Below are 18,643 nucleotides of genomic sequence, written 5' to 3'. Positions count from 1 at the left end.
GGTATTCCTGCCTGCTGTGCGTCGGCTGAGCGGCCGTGGATCAGGCCGCGTACTCGGAGGTCCGGGGGGTCGGCGCGGAGGCACTGTCCTCGGCCGAGTCGTAGCCGACGAAGTACGCGGGCCGGGCCTGGACGGCCGAGTAGATCCGACCGATGTACTCACCGAGCAGGCCCACGCAGATGAGTTGGACGCCGCCGATGAAGAGCATGCCGATGAACAGCGACGACCAGCCGGGCACGGTCGAGCCGAACGTGTACTGCAGGGTGGTGTAGATCGCCAGGCCGAAGCAGACGAGGAAGCTCATCAGGCCGAGCCAGGTCGCGAGCCGCAGGGGGCTGGCCGAGAAGTTGGTGATGCTGTCGAGAGCGAGCCGGACCATCTTGGACAGCGGGTAGTGGGTGCTGCCGGCGACCCGCTCCTCGCGGACGTAGACGACCTCGCCGCTGCTGAACCCGAGCCACGGCACGAGGAGACGGTAGACCGGCTGGTGCTCGGGCAGGGACTTCAGTGCGTCGACGGCGGCCCGGCTGAGCAGGCGGAAGTCACCGGCCTGATTGGGCATGTTCTTGCCGACGAGCTTGCGCATCAGCCAGTAGTAGGCGCCGGCCGTGCGCCGCTTGAAGAAGGTGTCGGTGCCGCGGTCGCCGCGCACGCCGTAGACGATGTCCAGGCCCTTCTCGCGGGCGAGCGCGAACATCTCGGAGATCTTCTCCGGAGGGTCCTGGAGGTCGGCGTCGATGCTGACCACGTAGTCGCCGAGGGCCCGGTGGATTCCCGCCGTCAGTGCGGCCTGGTGTCCGGAATTGCGGGCGAAACGCACGATGCGCAGCTCAGGCCAGTCCTGGCGTATCTTCTGCATGATCACCGGGGTGGCATCGGTGCTGCCGTCGTCGATGCCAACCACCTCGTAGCTGACGCCGAGACCGTCCAGAATCGGACGCAGGCGTGCCACGGTCAGCGGCAGTGCCTCCTGCTCGTTGTAGATCGGGATCACGACCGACAACACGGGAGCCGGAGTGGTGACCTCGTCGCGTGCCGAGGCTGCTGCGTTGTGCATGGCTGTTCGCCTGTCCCCAATATCTGAGAGCGAAAGATCGTCGGCGTCACGCCGACGATCTGACCGGTCGAAATGCGGCCGGTCGCAAAGTACGGCCGGACCGGAGGGTTGCACACCGGCTCCCGGCGTGCCCCCGGGGCCGCCGGTACTGAGACGCAAGGAACCCGGATGAGCGGCCAGAATATCAGCTAAGTGCGACCATCATTTGACCGCCTGTATGCCGGATGATTGCCCAAATGCCAGGGGCGGTCACGGGATTTCCCGGCATCCCCGGGCCCTCGCCGAGATGATCCGGGTGGGCGGGGCGGCTGGGTAGGGTGGCGTCGTGACCACCACGGATGACTACGCCACGTACATCGCGAGCCTGCCCCGGGTGCTGGCCGGGGCCGCCGCGCTCTACCGGGACGCCGAGGGGCGGGTGCTGCTCGTCGAGCCGAACTACCGTGAGGGCTGGGCCCTGCCCGGCGGCACCATCGAGTCGGACCTCGGCGAGTCCCCGCGGGCGGCCGCGCGGCGCGAGAGCGCCGAGGAGATCGGCCTCGACCTGCCGCTCGGCCGGCTGCTCGCCGTCGACTGGACGCTCGGCGAGGGCCGCCCGCCGCTGGTCGCGTACGTGTACGACGGCGGAGTCCTGGACGAGGCGCAGCTCGCCTCGATCAAGCTCCAGGAGGAGGAACTGCTCTCCTGGCGGCTGGTCGAGCCCGCCGAACTCACCACGTACCTCCTCGGATCGCTCGGCCGGCGCACCCGAGAGGCCTACCGGGTCCTCGAGTCCGGCGAGGGCGCCGCGGAGCTGGAGAACGGCACGCGCCCGGTCTCCCCGTGACACCGGGCTTACTTCGAGCAGGACAGAATCCTCTGATGATCACGATGTACGCCTGGCCCAGCACCGCCGACGGGCCCGACGCCCTGCCCATGGTCCACTTCACCACGGAACAGCAGGAGGGCGGCGAGGTCACCGCCGAGGGGACGCCGGTGTGGCTGTTCGACACCGCGATACGCGAGGGCGGCTGGGCCCAGTTCACCGATTTCGAGGGCTGGTCCGTCCCCGCCGCCGGCTGGCAGGCTTTCTACCGCCGTGAGGACGACCTCCTCGCCGTGACCGGCCCCGGCGCCTGCGAGGGCTGGTACCAGGGCAACCTCGGCGCCGACGCCGACTGGGTGGCGGCGGCCACCGCCCAGCAGAGCGTGGTCCTGCTCGCCGCCCCCGTCCAGCACCCCTCGCTCTACGGCTACGCGGTGGAGGCGGGCGCCGCGTTCGCCCTGCTCGTCCCGCTCGCGCTGGTCTGATCCACGCCGGTCCGGTCTACAGCGTCGTCGCGCCGGCCTCGAAGGCCAGCAGCTGCACCTTGCGCTCGACGCCGCCGCCGTAGCCGGTCATGCTGCCCGAGGCGCCGATCACCCGGTGGCACGGCACGATGATGCTGACCGGGTTCTTCCCGTTGGCCAGGCCCACCGCGCGCGAGGCGTTCGGCTTGCCGAGCCTGGCCGCCAGCTCCCCGTACGACCAGGTCTCGCCGTACGGGATCCGTACGAGCTGGTCCCACACGCTGCGCTGGAACGCGGTGCCCTCCAGCCGGACGGGCACGTCGAACTCGGTGAGCTCCCCGGCGAAGTACGCGGTCAGCTGCCGTGCCACCTCCGGGAACGGCTCCTCGGTCGCGGCGACCCGCTCCCCGAAGGACTCCTCGGCGGGCCGGTGCCGCTGCCCGGTCATGTACAGGCCACTGAGGACGCCGCCCGTGGCGACCAGGGTGAGCGGGCCGTAGGGGCTCTCGACGACGGTGTGCTGCTTGGTGCTCATGGCCTTCATGGTGTTCGTGGTGCTCATGACCGGATGCACTCCTCAGACGGGCAGGTGGTTGATGGGGTGGGCGTCGGTGGCCCACAGGTACTGCACGGCGTACGCGCGCCAGGGCCGCCAGCCGGCCGCCCGGGCGGTGAGCGCCACGGGCGTGGACGGCAGCCCGAGCTCCTTCGCGGCCCGCCGGACCCCGAGGTCGGACGGCAGGAAGGCGTCGGGGTCGCCCAGCGCCCGCATCGCGATCACCTCGGTGGTCCACGGGCCGAACCCGGGCATCGCGTTCAGCTGCGCGCGGGCCGCCTCCCAGTCGCTGTCGATGCCGAGCGGGAGGGAACCGTCGGCCAAAGCGCCGACGAGGGTGGTGAGGGTGGTGCGCCGGCTGGCCGGCAGGGCCAGGGACTCCGGATCCAGCAAGGTCAGTGCCTGCGGTGACGGGAAGAGGTGGGTCAGCCCGCCCTCGGGATCGGGGTCGGCCACCGGCTCCCCGTACGAGGTGACCAGCCGGGCGGCGTGCGTACGGGCCGCCGCGGTGGACACCTGCTGGCCGAGCACCGCCCGTACGGCGAACTCCGCCGCGTCGACGGTACGGGGCACCCGGCGCCCGGGGGCCTTGTCGACGAGCGGGGCCAGCAGCGGGTCGGAGCGCAGCTGGTCGTCGACGGCCTCGGGGTCGGCGTCGAGGTCGAGCATCCAGCGGCAGCGGCTGATGGCGATGGTGAGGTCGCGCAGGTCGGTGAGGGCGAGCTGGCAGCCGATATGGTCGGGCTGCGGGGTCAGTGTGACGACCCCGGTGCCGTACGGGAGCCGCAGCGTCCGGCGGTACGCGCCGGAGCGCCACTCCTCGACGCCGGGGACGGCGGTCGCGGCGAGGTGGCCGAAGAGGTTGTCGGGGTTGAGCGGGGCCCGGAACGGCAGGCGCAGGCTGATGGTCCCGGGGACCCGGGGGACGTGCCGGTTCGCCTTCCCCGCCCGCAGGCGCAGCTCGCCGGGGGAGAGGGCGAAGACCTCGCGGACGGTCTCGTTGAAGGTCCGGATGGAGGAGAACCCGGCGGCGAAGGCGACGTCGCCCATGGGCAGCCCGGAGGTCTCGATGAGCAGCCGGGCGGTCTGGGCGCGCTGCGCCCGGGCCAGGGCGAGGGGCCCGGCGCCGAGCTCGGCACGCAGCTGCCGCTCGACCTGGCGGGTGGAATACCCCAGCCGCGCCGCGAGCCCGGGCACGCCCTCGCGGTCCACGACGCCGTCCTGGATGAGCCGCATGGCCCGGGCGACGGCGTCGGCGCGGGCGTTCCACTCGGGGGAGCCGGGTGAGGTGTCGGGCCGGCACCGCTTGCAGGCCCGGAACCCGGCCTGCTGGCAGGCGGCGGCGCTGGGCAGGAAGGTCATGTTCTCGACCTTGGGCGGCACGGCGGGGCAGCTGGGGCGGCAGTAGATCCCGGTGGTCCGCACGGCGGTGAAGAACCACCCGTCGAAGCGGGCGTCCTTCGACTGCACGGCCCTGACGCAGCGCTCGGTGTCGGTGTACATGGATCCAGGATTCCGGCCCGCTCCCTGCGGGGCTGGCGATTTTCCGACATCAAGCGTATCCGTCACCGCTGGGTCACCACTCCCGTCCCCGCCCCGCGCGCCCGGCGGGGCGGGGACGGACGCCGCGCAGCGGTGCAGGCGGCCGGGCTCCGGGGATGCGGAAGGGCCCCCGGGGTGTGTACCCCGGGGGCCCTTCCGAAAAGCAGCGGTCGGCGCTACGGCAGTTGCGACGCCGCCCGCGCCTCGCGGCGGTTGTGGCGGAACGTGTTCGCGCGACGGGTCGTCGCGAACAGCGGAATCGTGGCCGCCAGGGCGATCTGCAGCGCGCAGCCCGCCTGGAGCAGCAGCTGCCCGCCCGGGGCGTCGAACGCCCAGGCCGCCAGCAGGCCCATGGCCCCGATGATCCAGCTCAGCATCGCCACCGCGAGGACACCCCGCGGCTTCGGGTACTCGACCCGGCTCACCATCAGCCACGCCACCCCGATGATCGCCAGCAGCGTCGGGACGAACGGCAGCTCGAGCAGCACGATCGAGACGACCGTCAGCGCGCCGAAGGGGCTCGGCATGCCCTGGAACATGCCGTCCTTCATCGTCACGCAGCTGAATCTCGCGAGTCTGAGCACCACGGCCAGCAGTACCACGATCGCCGCCAGCGCCGACATCTTCTGCACCGCGTCGTCGGCGACCATGCCGTACACCAGCACGAAGTACGCCGGCGCCAGCCCGAAGCTGATCAGGTCGGACAGGTTGTCGAGCTCCGCGCCCATCGGCGAGCTGCGCAGCTTGCGGGCCACGATGCCGTCGAAGAGGTCGAAGACCGCGGCGAGCAGCATCAGTATCACTGCCGTCGCGGCGCTGTTGCGGGCCATGCCCGACTCGCCGCTGCCGGTGAGGTGCGGGATGAGGATCCCGGTGGTGGTGAAGTACACCGCCATGAATCCGCAGGTCGCGTTGCCGAGGGTGAGGGTGTCCGCTATCGACAGCCGCAGCGAGAGCGGCATGTCGTCCTCGGCGGACTCCTCCTCGGCGGCCTCGGGTACCCACCCACCCGACGGTGTGGTGGGAGTCTCAGGGTCAGTCACGGTCAATTCGGGTCACCCCCGCGGTGGTGGCCTGCCCGACCTCGACCGCGACCTCGACACCCTCGGGGAGGTAGATGTCGACACGGGAGCCGAAGCGGATCAGACCGATGCGTTCGCCCTGCTCCACCTTGGTGCCGGCCGGCAGGTACGGGACGATGCGGCGTGCGACGGCGCCGGCGATCTGCACCATCTCGATGTCGCCGAGCTCGGTGTCGAAGTGCCAGACAACGCGCTCGTTGTTCTCGCTCTCCTTGTTGAACGCCGGGACGAACCCGCCGGGGACGTGCTCCACGGACGTCACCGTGCCCGCGAGGGGCGCGCGGTTGACGTGGACGTTCAGCGGGCTCATGAAGATCGCGACCCGGGTCCGTCCGTCCTTCCACGGCATGATGCTCTGCACCACACCGTCGGCGGGCGAGATGACACGGCCCTGAGCGATCTCGCGCTCGGGGTCGCGGAAGAACCACAGCATGCCCGCCGCGAGAGCGGTGGTGGGCACGGCCACTGCCGCCCAGCGCCCGGACTTGCGGGCCCGGGTGAGGCTGAGCGCAGCGGTGGCGACGGTCGGCAGAAGCCACGGCGATGCTCCGCGTGCGAGACGTCCACCGAGGATGCCGACGCGAGGTGCAGAGGTTTGGCTGTGGGGCATGGATGACCTTCGTAGCGGGTGATTGCCGCGCCGCAAACAGGGGGACGGGACGGCGGCTTTACTGGAATGCTATCGGTTGCACGCAACAACTGGGCAAGCCAGAAGCCGAGTCGATGGCCGCAGGCCAGTGACTGCCAGTGATTCTTTTGCGACGAGCCCATGGAGGATCCGCCGCAAAAGGGACTTTCAGCCCTGGAGTCGGTACTCCTCGAGAAGGCGCCGTCCGATGATCATTTTCTGGATCTCGGCCGTCCCTTCACCGATCAGCAGCATCGGTGCCTCGCGGTAGAGGCGCTCGATCTCGTACTCCTTCGAGAATCCGTAGCCGCCATGGATACGGAAGGCGTCCTCCACCACCTCTTTGCAGTATTCGGAGGCGAGGTACTTCGCCATCCCTGCTTCGAGGTCGTTTCGTTCCCCGGAGTCCTTTTTGCGTGCTGCGTTCACCATCATCGCATGGGCGGCCTCGACCTTGGTAGCCATCTCGGCCAGCTTGAACTGGATGGCCTGGTGCTCGGCGATCGCCTTGCCGAAAGTGTGACGTTGCTGGGCATACGAGACACCCAGCTCGAACGCACGCTGAGCGACACCGCAGCCACGCGCCGCCACGTTGACGCGGCCGACCTCGACCCCGTCCATCATTTGGTAAAACCCTCGGCCGGTCTGGCCTCCGAGGACCCGATTGGCCGGAATGCGCAGTCCGTCCATGATGAGCTCGGTCGTGTCGACGCCCTTGTAGCCCATCTTGTCGATCTTGCCCGGGATGGTCAGGCCCGGACGGACCTCACCGAAGCCCGGCTCCTTCTCGACGAGGAAGGTCGTCATCGACTTGTGCGGGGCCGTGCCCTCGGGGTGGCCTTCGTCACTTCGCACGAGGACCGCCACCAGCGTGGAGCTGCCGCCGTTCGTGAGCCACATCTTCTGGCCGTTCAGGACGTACTCGTCGCCGTCCTTCACCGCCTTCGACGTGATCGCCGACACATCGGAGCCCAGCCCCGGCTCGGACATCGAGAACGCGCCGCGCACCTCGCCCAGCGCCATGCGGGGGAGGAAGTGGTCCTTCTGCTCCTGCGTGCCGTGCTGCTTGAGCATGTACGCCACGATGAAGTGGGTGTTGATGATGCCCGAGACGGACATCCAGCCCCGCGCTATCTCCTCCACGCACAGTGCGTAGGTGAGCAGCGACTCACCCAGGCCGCCGTACTCCTCGGGGATCATCAGCCCGAAGAGGCCGAGCTCCTTGAGGCCGTCGACGATCTGCTGCGGGTACTCGTCACGGTGTTCGAGCTCCGTCGCGACCGGGATGATCTCCTTGTCGACGAACTCCCGGACGGTCTTGAGGATCTCCCGCTGGACGTCGGTGAGCCCGGCGGTCTGGGCGAGTCGGGCCATGGCTACTTCCCCTGTTCCTTCAGCTGCGGGCGGCCGGGCTGCTCGCCGCCGCGCTCCTTGATGTACGTCTCGGTCGGGACCATCACCTTGCGCCGGAAGACGCAGACGAGGGTGCCGTCCTGCTTGTAGCCCTTGGTCTCCACGTAGACGATGCCTCGGTCGTTCTTCGACTTCGACGGGGTCTTGTCGAGGACCGTGGTCTCGCCGTAGATGGTGTCGCCGTGGAAGGTCGGCGCCACGTGCCGCAGGGACTCGATCTCCAGGTTGGCGATGGCCTTCCCGGAGACGTCCGGCACGGACATGCCGAGCAGCAGCGAGTAGATGTAGTTGCCCACGACGACGTTCTTGCCGAAGTCGGTGGTGTTCTCGGCGTAATTGCTGTCCATGTGGAGCGGGTGGTGGTTCATGGTCAGCAGACAGAAGAGGTGGTCGTCGTACTCGGTGACCGTCTTTCCGGGCCAGTGCTTGTAGACCGCCCCGACCTCGAACTCTTCGTACGTGCGTCCGAACTGCATCGGGATCAGGCCTCCGGAATCTCGAACTTGGTGGTGCGCTGCATGCCCGCCGCGCGGCCCTTGCCCGCGATGACCAGGGCCATCTTTCGGCTGGCCTCGTCGATCATCTCGTCGCCGAGCATGGCCGAGCCCTTCTTGCCGCCGGCCTCGGAGGTGCACCAGTCGTACGCGTCGAGGATCAGCTCGGAGTGGTCGTAGTCCTCCTGGGAGGGGGAGAAGACCTCGTTCGCCGCGTCGACCTGGCCCGGGTGCAGCACCCACTTGCCGTCGAAGCCCAGCGCCGCCGCCCGGCCCGCCACCTCGCGGTACGCGTCCACGTCGCGGATCTGGAGGAAGGGGCCGTCGATCGCCTGGAGGTTGTGCATGCGGGCCGCCATCAGGATCCGCATCAGGATGTAGTGGTACGCGTCCGCCGGGTAGCCGGGCGGCTGCATGCCCACGACCAGGGACTTCATGTTGATCGAGGCCATGAAGTCGGCCGGGCCGAAGATGATGGTCTCCAGCCGCGGCGAGGCGGCGGCGATCTCGTCGACGTTGACCAGGCCCTTGGCGTTCTCGATCTGCGCCTCGATGCCGATCTTGCCGACCTCGAAGCCCATGGTCTTCTCGATCTGGGTCAGCAGCAGGTCCAGCGCCACGACCTGCTGGGCGTCCTGGACCTTCGGCAGCATGATGCAGTCGAGGTTCTGGCCCGCGCCCTCCACGACCGTGATGACGTCGCGGTACGTCCAGTGCGTGGTCCAGTCGTTGACGCGCACGACCCGGGTCTTGCCCGTCCAGTCGCCGTTGTTCAGCGCGTCCACGATCGTGTGGCGGGCGCCTTCCTTGGCGAGCGGGGCGCAGGCGTCCTCCAGGTCGAGGAAGACCTGGTCGGCCGGCAGGCCCTGGGCCTTCTCCAGGAAGCGCGGGTTCGAGCCCGGCACCGCGAGGCAGGAGCGGCGCGGCCGAAGGCGGTTCACGGGAGACGTGGGCGTGGTCATGCGGGGACCTCCAGAGGGTCGAGCTTGTTCGCTTTCCGGATCTCGTCGACGATACGGCCGATGATCTCCGTGATACCGAAGTCCTTGGGTGTGAAGACGGCGGCGACTCCGGCCGCCTTGAGGGCGATGGCATCGGCGTTCGGAATGATGCCGCCGAGCACGACGGGGATGTCACCCGCCCCCGCCGTACGGAGGCGTTCCAGCACGTCCGGCACGAGCGCGCTGTGCGAACCGGACAGGATGGACAGTCCCACGCAGTGCACGTCCTCGGCCAGCGCTGCCGACGAGATCTCCTCGGGCGTCAGCCGGATGCCCTGGTAGACCACCTCGAACCCGGCGTCGCGGGCCCGTACGGCGATCTGCTCGGCGCCGTTCGAGTGCCCGTCCAGGCCGGGCTTGCCGACCAGCAGGCGCAGCCGTCCGGAGCCCAGGTCCTCGGCGGTACGGGCGACCTTCTCGCGGACGAGGGCCATCGGCGTGCCCTCCTCGGCGGTCACGGCCACCGGGGCCGAGGAGACCCCGGTCGGGGCGCGGAACTCGCCGAACACCTCGCGCAGCGCATTCGCCCACTCGCCGGTGGTGACACCGGCACGAGCGCACTCCAGCGTGGCCTCCATCAGGTTCTCGGTCCCGGCCGCGGCCTCCTTCAGCCGGTCCAGGGCCTGCATCACCGTCGGGAAGACGAACGGGTCGCCGTTCCCCTGGCGGTCCGAGGACTCCTGCCGCTCCTCGCGCCAGCGGACGATCCGCTCCACGGTCAGCGCCTCGACGGCCGGGTCGACCGTCATGATGGCGCCGTCCAGATCGGCCGTGAGCGGGTTCGGCTCGGTCTGCTCGTAGCAGTTGACGCCGACGATCTTGTCCTCGCCGGCCTCGATCCGGGCCCGCCGCTCGGCGTGCGAGGAGACGAGCTGGGACTTCAGGTACCCGGACTCGACGGCGGCCATCGCGCCGCCCATCTCCTGGATCCGGTCGATCTCGGCCAGGCAGTCGGCGACCAGGGAGTCGACTTTGGCCTCGATGACGTGGGATCCGGCGAAGATGTCCTCGTACTCCAGCAGGTCGCTCTCGTGCGCCAGGACCTGCTGGATGCGCAGCGACCACTGCTGGTCCCAGGGCCGGGGCAGGCCCAGCGCCTCGTTCCAGGCCGGCAGCTGCACCGCGCGGGCCCGGGCGTCCTTGGAGAGGGTGACCGCCAGCATCTCCAGCACGATGCGCTGGACGTTGTTCTCCGGCTGCGCCTCGGTCAGCCCCAGGGAGTTGACCTGGACGCCGTAACGGAAGCGGCGCTGCTTCGCGTTCTCGATGCCGTAGCGCTCCTGGGTGACCTTGTCCCAGATGCGGCCGAAGGCGCGCATCTTGCACATCTCCTCGACGAAGCGGACACCCGCGTTCACGAAGAACGAGATACGGGCGACCACTTCGCCGAAACGATCCTCCGGGACCTGGCCCGAGTCGCGCACCGAGTCCAGCACGGCGATCGCGGTCGACATCGCGTACGAGATCTCCTGGACCGGAGTGGCCCCGGCCTCCTGGAGGTGGTACGAGCAGATGTTGATCGGGTTCCACTTCGGGATGTGGTTGACCGTGTACGCGATCATGTCCGTCGTCAGGCGGAGCGAGGGCCCGGGCGGGAAGACGTGCGTCCCGCGCGAGAGGTACTCCTTGACGATGTCGTTCTGGGTGGTGCCCTGGAGCAGGGCGATGTCCGCGCCCTGCTCCTCGGCGGCCACCTGGTAGAGCGCCAGCAGCCACATGGCGGTGGCGTTGATCGTCATCGAGGTGTTCATCTGCTCCAGGGGGATGTCCTGGAACAGCCGCCGCATGTCGCCCAGATGGGAGACCGGGACCCCGACCCGGCCCACCTCGCCGCGGGCGAGGATGTGGTCGGGGTCGTAGCCGGTCTGCGTCGGAAGGTCGAACGCGACCGACAGGCCGGTCTGGCCCTTGGCGAGGTTGCGGCGGTACAGCTCGTTGGACGCCTCGGCCGTGGAGTGGCCGGCGTACGTCCGCATGAGCCACGGACGGTCTTTCTGGCGCTCTGTCATCTCAGGCTGTCCCTTTGGCCCTTGAACGATCTCAGACGGGTCGGGCGAATCAGATGTTGCGGAAGCGGTTGATGGCTTCCAGGTGCGTCGCGCGCATCTCGTGGTCGCGCACGCCCAGGCCCTCCTCGGGGGCGAGGGCGAGGACGCCGACCTTGCCCTGGTGGAGGTTGCGGTGGACGTCGTACGCAGCCTGGCCCGTCTCCTCGAGGGAGTAGACCTTGGACAGCGTGGGGTGGATCTTGCCCTTGGCCACCAGGCGGTTGGCCTCCCAGGCCTCGCGGTAGTTCGCGAAATGCGAGCCGATGATCCGCTTGAGCGACATCCACAGGTAGCGGTTGTCGTACTCGTGCATGTACCCCGAGGTCGAGGCGCAGGTGGTGATGGTGCCGCCCTTGCGGGTGACGTACACGCTCGCGCCGAAGGTCTCGCGGCCGGGGTGCTCGAAGACGATGTCGATGTCCTCGCCGCCGGTCAGCTCGCGGATGCGCTTGCCGAAGCGCTTCCACTCCTTGGGGTCCTGGGTGTGCTCGTCCTTCCAGAACTTGTAGCCCTCGGCACTGCGGTCGATGATCGAGGTCGCGCCCATCGCCCGGCAGATCTCCGCCTTCTGCGCGCTGGAGACCACGCAGATCGGGTTGGCGCCGCCGGCCAGCGCGAACTGGGTGGCGTACGAGCCGAGTCCGCCGCTGGCGCCCCAGATCAGGACGTTGTCGCCCTGCTTCATGCCGGCGCCGTTGCGGGAGACCAGCTGGCGGTAGGCGGTGGAGTTGACCAGGCCGGGGGAGGCGGCCTCCTCCCAGCTCAGGTGGCCGGGCTTGGGCATCAGCTGGTTGGACTTGACGAGTGCGATCTCGGCGAGGCCGCCGAAGTTCGTCTCGAAGCCCCAGATGCGCTGCTCGGGGTCGAGCATCGTGTCGTTGTGGCCGTCCGAGGACTCCAGCTCGACCGACAGGCAGTGCGCGACGACCTCGTCGCCGGGCTTCCAGGAGTTGACGCCCGGTCCGGTGCGCAGCACGACGCCCGCGAGGTCGGAGCCGATGACGTGGTACGGGAGGTCGTGGCGCTTGCTCAGGTCGCTGAGCTTGCCGTAACGCTCCAGGAAGCTGAAGGTCGACACCGGCTCGAAGATCGACGTCCAGACCGAGTTGTAGTTGACCGAGGAGGCCATGACGGCCACCAGGGCCTCGCCCGGGCCGAGCTCCGGCACCGGGACCTGGTCGAGGTGCAGGGACTTGCGCGGGTCCTTCTCGCGGGTGGTGAGCCCCGCGAACATCTCCGCCTCGTCCTTGTGCACGGTGATCGCGCGGTACGAGTCGGGGAGCGGCAGGGCCGCGAAGTCGGCGGCCGTTGCGGCCTGCGACTGGATCGCGTCCAGGATGTCCTTCACGGTGTGCCTCCGGCGAGCGCTGAGGGTGCGCTGAGGGATACGCGGGTGCGTGGAACGGGTGTGGTGTGAGGTGGTGCTGGTGTTGCGAATGCCGTCGGTCCGGCGGAGCTGTGGTGCTGGCGACGCCCGTGGTGGGGCGTGCGGTGCCTGGTGACGCAGGCATCCGGGGCGCGGTTCGTGCCGAGTGGGCGTGGACCGCGGGGACATCCGGACGAGATTCAACGTATGGCACCCCGTGTCACTCAGCAAGGCACCGCGTGCCAAAACTTTCTCTCATTTGCCTATTGACCTGCGCAGATGAGCGATGATCGATCAGAGTTACCGATGAGTAGGGGCAAGTCGGACAAACAAAAGCGGCCGCCCCCGGAACGGGGACGGCCACTGTGATGTGTGTGACTCGGAGGATGTGACTACTGCTTGTTTCTCAGTGCTTCCTCGATGGTCCGCATGACCTCGTCGAGCGGGGCGTCCGTACGGGCCACCGCCACCAGCACCTCGCCCTGCGTACGGACCTCCGCCGGCGCGGCCGGGGCCGGCGCCGTGCTCAGGGTCCGGCCCGCGCCGATCCCCGTGCCGAAGGTCTTCCGCACGATAGAGAAGGCGTGGTCCAGCTGCGCCTCCACGTCCCCCTGGCCGCCGGCCCGCAGCCAGCGCCGCAGCACGTGGTTGTGGGCCGTGACGACCGCCGAGGCGGCCACCTCGGCCAGCAGCGGGTCGTCGTTGCCGTCGTGGTGGTCGGTCTCGTCGAAGTGGGCCAGCAGATAGCGGGTGAACAGCCGCTCGTAGCGGGCCACCGAGGCGATCTCCCGCTCCCGCAGAGCCGGCACCTCGCGGGTCAGCCGGTAGCGCTCCACCGACACCGCCGGCGAGGCGGCGTACATCTTCATGACTTCCTTGATCCCGCGGCACACCGTGTCGAGCGGGTGCTCGTGCGCCGGGGCCACGTCCAGTACCGCCTCGGCCCTGGTCAGGGTGTCGTCGTGGTCCGGGAAGATCGCCTCTTCCTTGGACCGGAAGTGCCGGAAGAAGGTCCGGCGCGCCACCCCCGCGGTCGCGGCGATCTCGTCGACCGTCGTCGCCTCGTACCCCTTGGTCGCGAACAGCTCCATCGCGGCGGCCGCGAGCTCACGGCGCATCTTGAGCCGCTGCGCGGCCGCCTTGGTGCCGGCCGTGCTCTCCGGGTTGTCGGAGGCCGTGGCGGTGCGGGGCGAGGTCTTGGCGGGCTGGGACATGGATCGAAAGTACTTCATTTGCGCAGGGGAGCGCGCCTGAGGGGGGTGGGACGGGGGTGGATGCGGGGGAGAGCCCGCACTGGGCTCGGAAGGTACGGCCTGCCGTGAGGGTCCGGCAGACCCGAGCAGCCCTCCCCACGCATCCGGCTCTTGGGGCACCTGGCCAGGGCGCTGCTTACCGGCGGGCGTACTCACGGAATCCGCGGCCGGTCTTCCGGCCCAGGCAGCCCGCCGCCACCAGGTGCTCCAGCAGCGGGGACGGGGCCAGTCCCGGGTCGCGGAACTCCTTGTGCAGGACCTTCTCGATCGCGAGCGAGACGTCCAGGCCGACGACGTCGAGGAGCTCGAACGGCCCCATCGGGTAGCCGCCGCCCAGCTTCATGGCGGCGTCGATGTCGTCGAGGCTGGCGTAGTGCTGCTCGACCATCTTCACGGCGTTGTTCAAGTAGGGGAACAGCAGCGCGTTCACGATGAAGCCGGCCCGGTCCCCGCAGTCCACCGGGTGCTTGCGCACCTTCGTGCAGATCTCGCGGACCGTGGCGTGCACGTCGTCGGAGGTCAGGACGGTCCGGACGACCTCGACCAGCTTCATCGCCGGCGCCGGGTTGAAGAAGTGCATGCCGATCACGTCCTGCGGACGCGAGGTCACGCGGGCGACCGCGATCACCGGCAGCGAGGAGGTGGTGGTGGCCAGCACCGCGCCCGGCTTGCACACCTTGTCCAGGGCCGCGAACAGCTCCTGCTTGACCGCCAGGTCCTCCGCGACGGCCTCGACGGCCAGGTCCACGTCGGCGAACGCGTCCAGCGAGCCCGCCGGGGTGATCAGGGCCAGCGTCTGCGCGGCGCCGTCCTCGGTCAGCCGGCCCTTGGACACCGCACGGCCCAAGGACTTGCCGATCGCGGCCTTCGCGGCGTCCGCCTTCTCCTGGCTGCGGGCGGCGAGCACCACCGCGAAGCCGGCCTGCGCGAAGACCTGCGCGATACCGCTCGCCATGGTGCCGGAGCCGGCCACGCCGACCGAGCTGACGGGACGGCCCTCGCCGAGCCGGGCCCCGTCCAGCGGGGTCTGCGCGTCACGGACGATCGTGGAGCTGCCCGGCTCCTCGTACGTGTAGAACCCGCGCCCGGACTTCTGCCCGGTCAGGCCGGCCTCGGCGAGGTGGCCCAGGATCGGGGCAGGCGCGTGCAGCCGGTCGCCGGAGGAGGAGTACATGGCCTCCAGGACGGTCCGGGCGGTGTCCACGCCGATCAGGTCGAGCAGCGCGAGCGGGCCCATGGGCAGACCGCAGCCGAGCCGCATCGCCGCGTCGATGTCCTCGCGGGAGGCGTACTTCGACTCGTACATCGCGGCGGCCTGGTTGAGGTAGCCGAAGAGCAGGCCGTCCGCCACGAAGCCGGGGCGGTCGCCGACCGAGACGGGCTCCTTGCCGAGCTCGCGGGCCAGCACGGTGACCGCCTCGACGGCGGTCGGGGCGGTGAGGACGCTGGAGACGACCTCGACCAGCTTCATCGCCGGCGCCGGGTTGAAGAAGTGCAGACCGAGGACGCGCTCCGGGCGCTGCGACTCGGCCGCGAGCCGGGTCACCGACAGGGCGTTGGTGCCGGTCGCCAGGATCGTGTCGGGCCGGACGATCGCGTCGAGCTCGCGGAAGAGGCGCTGCTTGAGCTCGTAGTCCTCCGGGACGACCTCGATGACGAGATCGGCGTCGGCGGCGGCGGTCAGCTCGGTGAAGGTGCGGAAACGGGCCAGGACGCCCTCCCGCTCCTGCTCGGTGATGCGCTCGCGGGTCACCGAACGGGCCGTGGCGGCCGCGAGGGAGGCGGTGGCCCGGCGGGTGGCGGTGTCGCTGATGTCGATGCCGATGACCTCGCGGCCGGCCCGGGCGAGGACCTCGGCGATGCCGGTGCCCATCGTGCCGAGGCCGACGACGGCGATGGTCTGGAGGGTGTACTGACTGGACGTGGACGGAAGGTCCATCGCGGGACTCCAGTGGAAGAGGGTGACGACTGAGGGCGGCGCGCGGCGCACGACGCGCGGCAGGGATCCCGGCCCCGGGGAAAAGCGGGGCGTAGGGAGCGGCGGACCCTGTCCCGGGGCCACGCCGTACACGAGAAGCATTCGAGGCGGCCGGGGTGCACGAGGTAGGTGCCGTGCCCGGAGTGCCCGATGTGCCTGAAGTACCCGACTGGGGTACTGAACTGCGGTACTGAACCGACTGGTACGGGGCGGCTGCGTCACCAGGCCGGCCTCGTACGTTGAAGGGAGCGTAACCCGCCGGTAACTGGCGCGCCAGAGCGCGGAGATGTGACCTGTACCGCCCAAATGTACCGATCATCGATCATCGATCAGCCATCTCCGGAAACCCGCCCCGGCGGCGCCCCCAACCGCCCTAGGGTGGCCTGGTGAACGACGTGCTGGAGCGCCTGCGAACGGAATCCGGGCAGTCCCCTCCGTACGAGGAGCTGCTCGCGGCCGACCCCGACGCGCTGGCGGCCTCCCTGACCTCCGCCGGGCTGCCCCTGTGGGCCCGCGAGCTGGCCGCGTACCGCCTCGGCCTGGCCGGGGACCGGCGGGCCTTCGAGCCGCTGGTGCTGCTCCTCAACCACCGGGACCCGCCGCGCTGCGCGGCCGCCGCCGAGGCCCTCGCCGTACTGGGGGACCCGCGCACCGCCCGCGCGGCGGCCGCCCTCGCGACCAACACCCTGCGCACGGCCTACGCCCTCCAGCCCGTACGGCTGCTCACGGCGCTGCGCGCCCCCGAGTCGGCGCCGGTCCTGATGGCCACCCTGGCCCGGCTGCTGTCCCCGCACGACCCCTACTGGCGGGTGGCCCTGGCCTGTGTCGAGGGGCTCGGCGCCCTCGCCGACCCCCGGTCCCGCGAGGTGCTGACCCGGGCCCAGTCCCATCCGCGCCTCGCCGTGGCGGCGACGGCCGCGCTGCGCGCGCTCGGCTGACATGATCGACCGTATGAGCGAGCGCAACGACCACCACATCACCCGCCTGGCCGCACCGGAGGGTGTCCACCCCGGTACGGGCTACAGCCATGTCGCCTGGGGCACCGGGCGGTTCATCGCCGTCTCCGGACAGTGCGCCTTCGACGAGCAGGGCGAGGTCGTCGGGCCGGGCGACGCCTCCGCGCAGGCCCGCCAGGTGTTCGAGAACCTACGGCGCTGCCTGGCCGCGGCCGGGGCGACCTTCGACGACGTCGTCAAGCTGACCTACTTCGTCACGGACGTCGCCCACCTCCCGGCGGTACGGGAGGCACGCGACGCCGTCATCCCCGGCGACCGGCAGCCGGCCTCCTCGGCCGTCCAGGTCGCCGCCCTCTTCCGGCCCGAACTCCTGCTGGAGGTGGAGGCCTTCGCGGTGCTGCCGGTGCCTGCGGCCCGGCAGGCCGGGTCAGCGGGCTGAAGACGGTTCGTCGTGCACGCGGAGGGCGGCCTCGCGGCCCGCGAGGTCCGGCTGCCGGGGCACCAGGATCACCTCGGGCCCGGCCGAGGCCGTGGCCGGCGCGGCCGGGGTGTCCGGCGCGGCCGGGATGGCAGGCGTGGCCGGCGTGGAGGGCCGGCGGCGCTCCGCCGCCTGCTGGACCCGCCGGCCGAGACGCTGCGCCGGCAGCTCCACCAGGCGGTACATCAGATGGCTCGCGGCCAGCAGCACGGCGAGGAAGATCCCCGTCCAGGCGAACTTCCCGAGCGTCGACGAGGGCATCGGGGGAACCCCGAGCAGCGGCCCGAGGGTACGCAGCAGCGGGAAGTGCAGCAGGTACAGCGAGAAGCTGATCGCGCCGAGCCAGGTCAGCACCTTCGGGAAGCGCCGGTTGCGCAGGAGGAAGCCGAGGCCGAACAGGACCCAGGCCGCGAGGTACGAGAGCGAGAAGGCCTTCCAGCCCGAGGTCCAGGTGTGCGCCTGGATCCCGTTCCGGTTGTACAGCCATCCGACGAGCACGCCCGCGGCGACCACGAACCCGCAGGCGATCAGGGCCGGGGCCCGGCGGAGCTGGCCGTGCTGCGCCCGGTAGAGGGCGGTGCCGGCGAACATCGTCGCGGGGATCAGCAAGGTCTCGAACGTCACCGCCCGGCTGTTCAGCGTGAGCAGCACCAGGCCGAGCCCACCGAGCAGCAGTGCGCCCGCCCCGGTCAGCTTCCGGTTGCCGCTGAGCACACCCCAGAAGCCCAGGAGGAAGACCGGGGTGACGATCAGCAGGAGCTGCCGGACCGAGCCGAGCTCCGTCAGCAGCAGCTGCGGGGCCAGGGCCGTGCCGATCGCCAGCGCGGCGCCGGCGAAGGCCGCCGCGATCACGCCGCTGTGCCGGTGCAGGCCACGGGTGAACAGCATGGTGACGAGGAAGTAGAAGACCATCTCGTAGCAGAGCGTCCAGGTGACGTTCATGCCGTTGCGGACGCCGAGCAGGTCCTGCAGCATCATGCCGTTCGCGACCAGTGAGGCGAGGTCGTCACCGGTGCGCAGCAGCGAGGTCGAGCCGTCTGCGGCCGGCAGCATCGCGATCGAGGCCGCCAGGGCGACGATGAGGGCCGGGTAGATCCGGAAGATCCGGCCGATCCAGAAGGCCCGGACGTCGCCCCGGCGCTCCAGCGAGGCCGGGATGATGTAGCCGCTGACGATGAAGAAGAGCATGACCCCGAACACGCCGAGGTCGAAGTTCCGCCGGATCAGCCCGCCGAACGGCAGCATCCGCAGTACGTCGAAGTGGTGCATGGCCACGACCAGGGCGGCGAAGCCGCGCAGCGCGTCGAGCCAGCCGAGCCGCGCACCGGTGGCGGCCGGAGCCTGGGTGGTCTTCCGCCGGGCGAGGAGGGGTATGTGCTGCTTCACCGCAGGCACCCTAGCTCATCCCCGGCCGGCCCGTCCCCGTTCACCTCGGCGTCGGGGACTGGCCGGGCGGTGCCGGGACGGATCCATGATGAACTCGGGCGAATCGGCGCCCTGGTGCTCAGACGGATCGGTGGAC

17 protein-coding genes are annotated in these 18,643 nt (G+C 70.2%); 4 read left to right on the top strand and 13 right to left on the bottom strand.

The window, feature by feature from the left end:
* Nucleotides 1-40: 40 nt before the first annotated feature.
* Nucleotides 41-1,057 (bottom strand): glycosyltransferase family 2 protein, encoded by a 1,017-nt coding sequence (locus AB5J51_RS09865; RefSeq protein ID WP_369777454.1) that lies wholly within the window; start codon nt 1,055-1,057, stop codon nt 41-43.
* A gap of 325 nt (nt 1,058-1,382) precedes the next feature.
* Between AB5J51_RS09865 and AB5J51_RS09860 the strand changes: the two genes are divergently transcribed.
* Nucleotides 1,383-1,883, top strand: a complete 501-nt coding sequence (locus AB5J51_RS09860) for an NUDIX hydrolase (protein ID WP_053786631.1) — start codon at nt 1,383-1,385, stop codon at nt 1,881-1,883.
* A gap of 35 nt (nt 1,884-1,918) precedes the next feature.
* Nucleotides 1,919-2,347 (top strand): hypothetical protein, encoded by a 429-nt coding sequence (locus tag AB5J51_RS09855; RefSeq protein WP_053786630.1) that lies wholly within the window; start codon nt 1,919-1,921, stop codon nt 2,345-2,347.
* A gap of 16 nt (nt 2,348-2,363) precedes the next feature.
* Here the strand turns inward: AB5J51_RS09855 and AB5J51_RS09850 are convergent, their stop codons facing one another.
* The 11 genes from AB5J51_RS09850 to AB5J51_RS09800 all read right to left on the bottom strand — a co-directional run bounded on the left by AB5J51_RS09850 (nt 2,364) and on the right by AB5J51_RS09800 (nt 15,648).
* Nucleotides 2,364-2,888, bottom strand: coding sequence for a methylated-DNA--[protein]-cysteine S-methyltransferase (locus AB5J51_RS09850; protein WP_053786629.1), 525 nt, complete (start codon nt 2,886-2,888; stop codon nt 2,364-2,366).
* A 15-nt stretch (nt 2,889-2,903) separates the two neighbouring features.
* Nucleotides 2,904-4,385: an AlkA N-terminal domain-containing protein gene (locus tag AB5J51_RS09845; RefSeq protein WP_369777453.1), complete on the bottom strand. Its 1,482-nt coding sequence runs from the start codon at nt 4,383-4,385 to the stop codon at nt 2,904-2,906.
* A 215-nt stretch (nt 4,386-4,600) separates the two neighbouring features.
* Nucleotides 4,601-5,386 (bottom strand): CDP-diacylglycerol--serine O-phosphatidyltransferase, encoded by a 786-nt coding sequence (pssA, locus tag AB5J51_RS09840; RefSeq protein ID WP_053786627.1) that lies wholly within the window; start codon nt 5,384-5,386, stop codon nt 4,601-4,603.
* 73 nt (nt 5,387-5,459) lie between these two features.
* On the bottom strand, nt 5,460-6,116 hold the full coding sequence (locus AB5J51_RS09835; protein WP_030292960.1) for a phosphatidylserine decarboxylase: 657 nt from the start codon (nt 6,114-6,116) through the stop codon (nt 5,460-5,462).
* 186 nt (nt 6,117-6,302) lie between these two features.
* A complete protein-coding gene (locus AB5J51_RS09830; RefSeq protein WP_030868030.1) occupies nt 6,303-7,508 on the bottom strand; it encodes an acyl-CoA dehydrogenase family protein in 1,206 nt (401 codons plus the stop codon).
* Between the two features lie 2 nt (nt 7,509-7,510).
* On the bottom strand, nt 7,511-8,023 hold the full coding sequence (locus AB5J51_RS09825) for a MaoC family dehydratase (protein ID WP_030155134.1): 513 nt from the start codon (nt 8,021-8,023) through the stop codon (nt 7,511-7,513).
* A 5-nt stretch (nt 8,024-8,028) separates the two neighbouring features.
* Nucleotides 8,029-9,003 (bottom strand): CoA ester lyase, encoded by a 975-nt coding sequence (locus tag AB5J51_RS09820; RefSeq protein WP_030292956.1) that lies wholly within the window; start codon nt 9,001-9,003, stop codon nt 8,029-8,031.
* Nucleotides 9,000-11,051 carry a protein meaA gene (locus tag AB5J51_RS09815; RefSeq protein ID WP_369777452.1) on the bottom strand — a complete coding sequence of 684 codons (2,052 nt, stop codon included), beginning with the start codon at nt 11,049-11,051 and terminating at the stop codon, nt 9,000-9,002. The genes AB5J51_RS09820 and AB5J51_RS09815 overlap by 4 nt, the downstream gene beginning before the upstream one ends.
* Before the next feature lie 49 nt (nt 11,052-11,100).
* On the bottom strand, nt 11,101-12,438 hold the full coding sequence (gene ccrA / locus AB5J51_RS09810) for a crotonyl-CoA carboxylase/reductase (RefSeq protein WP_136224421.1): 1,338 nt from the start codon (nt 12,436-12,438) through the stop codon (nt 11,101-11,103).
* 410 nt (nt 12,439-12,848) lie between these two features.
* Nucleotides 12,849-13,670: a TetR family transcriptional regulator gene (locus tag AB5J51_RS09805; protein WP_053786624.1), complete on the bottom strand. Its 822-nt coding sequence runs from the start codon at nt 13,668-13,670 to the stop codon at nt 12,849-12,851.
* Nucleotides 13,671-13,845: 175 nt separating this feature from the next.
* Nucleotides 13,846-15,648, bottom strand: coding sequence for a 3-hydroxyacyl-CoA dehydrogenase family protein (locus AB5J51_RS09800; protein WP_369777451.1), 1,803 nt, complete (start codon nt 15,646-15,648; stop codon nt 13,846-13,848).
* Nucleotides 15,649-16,073: 425 nt separating this feature from the next.
* On the opposite strand from AB5J51_RS09800, the gene AB5J51_RS09795 reads away from it, so the two are divergent.
* Nucleotides 16,074-16,625, top strand: coding sequence for an adenylosuccinate lyase (locus AB5J51_RS09795; RefSeq protein ID WP_053786622.1), 552 nt, complete (start codon nt 16,074-16,076; stop codon nt 16,623-16,625).
* 13 nt (nt 16,626-16,638) lie between these two features.
* Nucleotides 16,639-17,082 carry a RidA family protein gene (locus tag AB5J51_RS09790; protein ID WP_369777450.1) on the top strand — a complete coding sequence of 148 codons (444 nt, stop codon included), beginning with the start codon at nt 16,639-16,641 and terminating at the stop codon, nt 17,080-17,082.
* On the opposite strand, the gene AB5J51_RS09785 is transcribed toward AB5J51_RS09790, so the two are convergent.
* Nucleotides 17,071-18,507, bottom strand: coding sequence for an acyltransferase family protein (locus AB5J51_RS09785; protein ID WP_369777449.1), 1,437 nt, complete (start codon nt 18,505-18,507; stop codon nt 17,071-17,073). The genes AB5J51_RS09790 and AB5J51_RS09785 overlap by 12 nt on opposite strands.
* Nucleotides 18,508-18,643 lie beyond the last annotated feature (136 nt).

The organism is Streptomyces sp. R33, assembly GCF_041200175.1.
In the GTDB taxonomy this organism is placed as follows: domain Bacteria; phylum Actinomycetota; class Actinomycetes; order Streptomycetales; family Streptomycetaceae; genus Streptomyces; species Streptomyces katrae_B.
The sequence above is the reverse complement of the archived record's forward strand: the minus strand, read 5'-3'. Positions and strand labels throughout refer to the sequence as shown.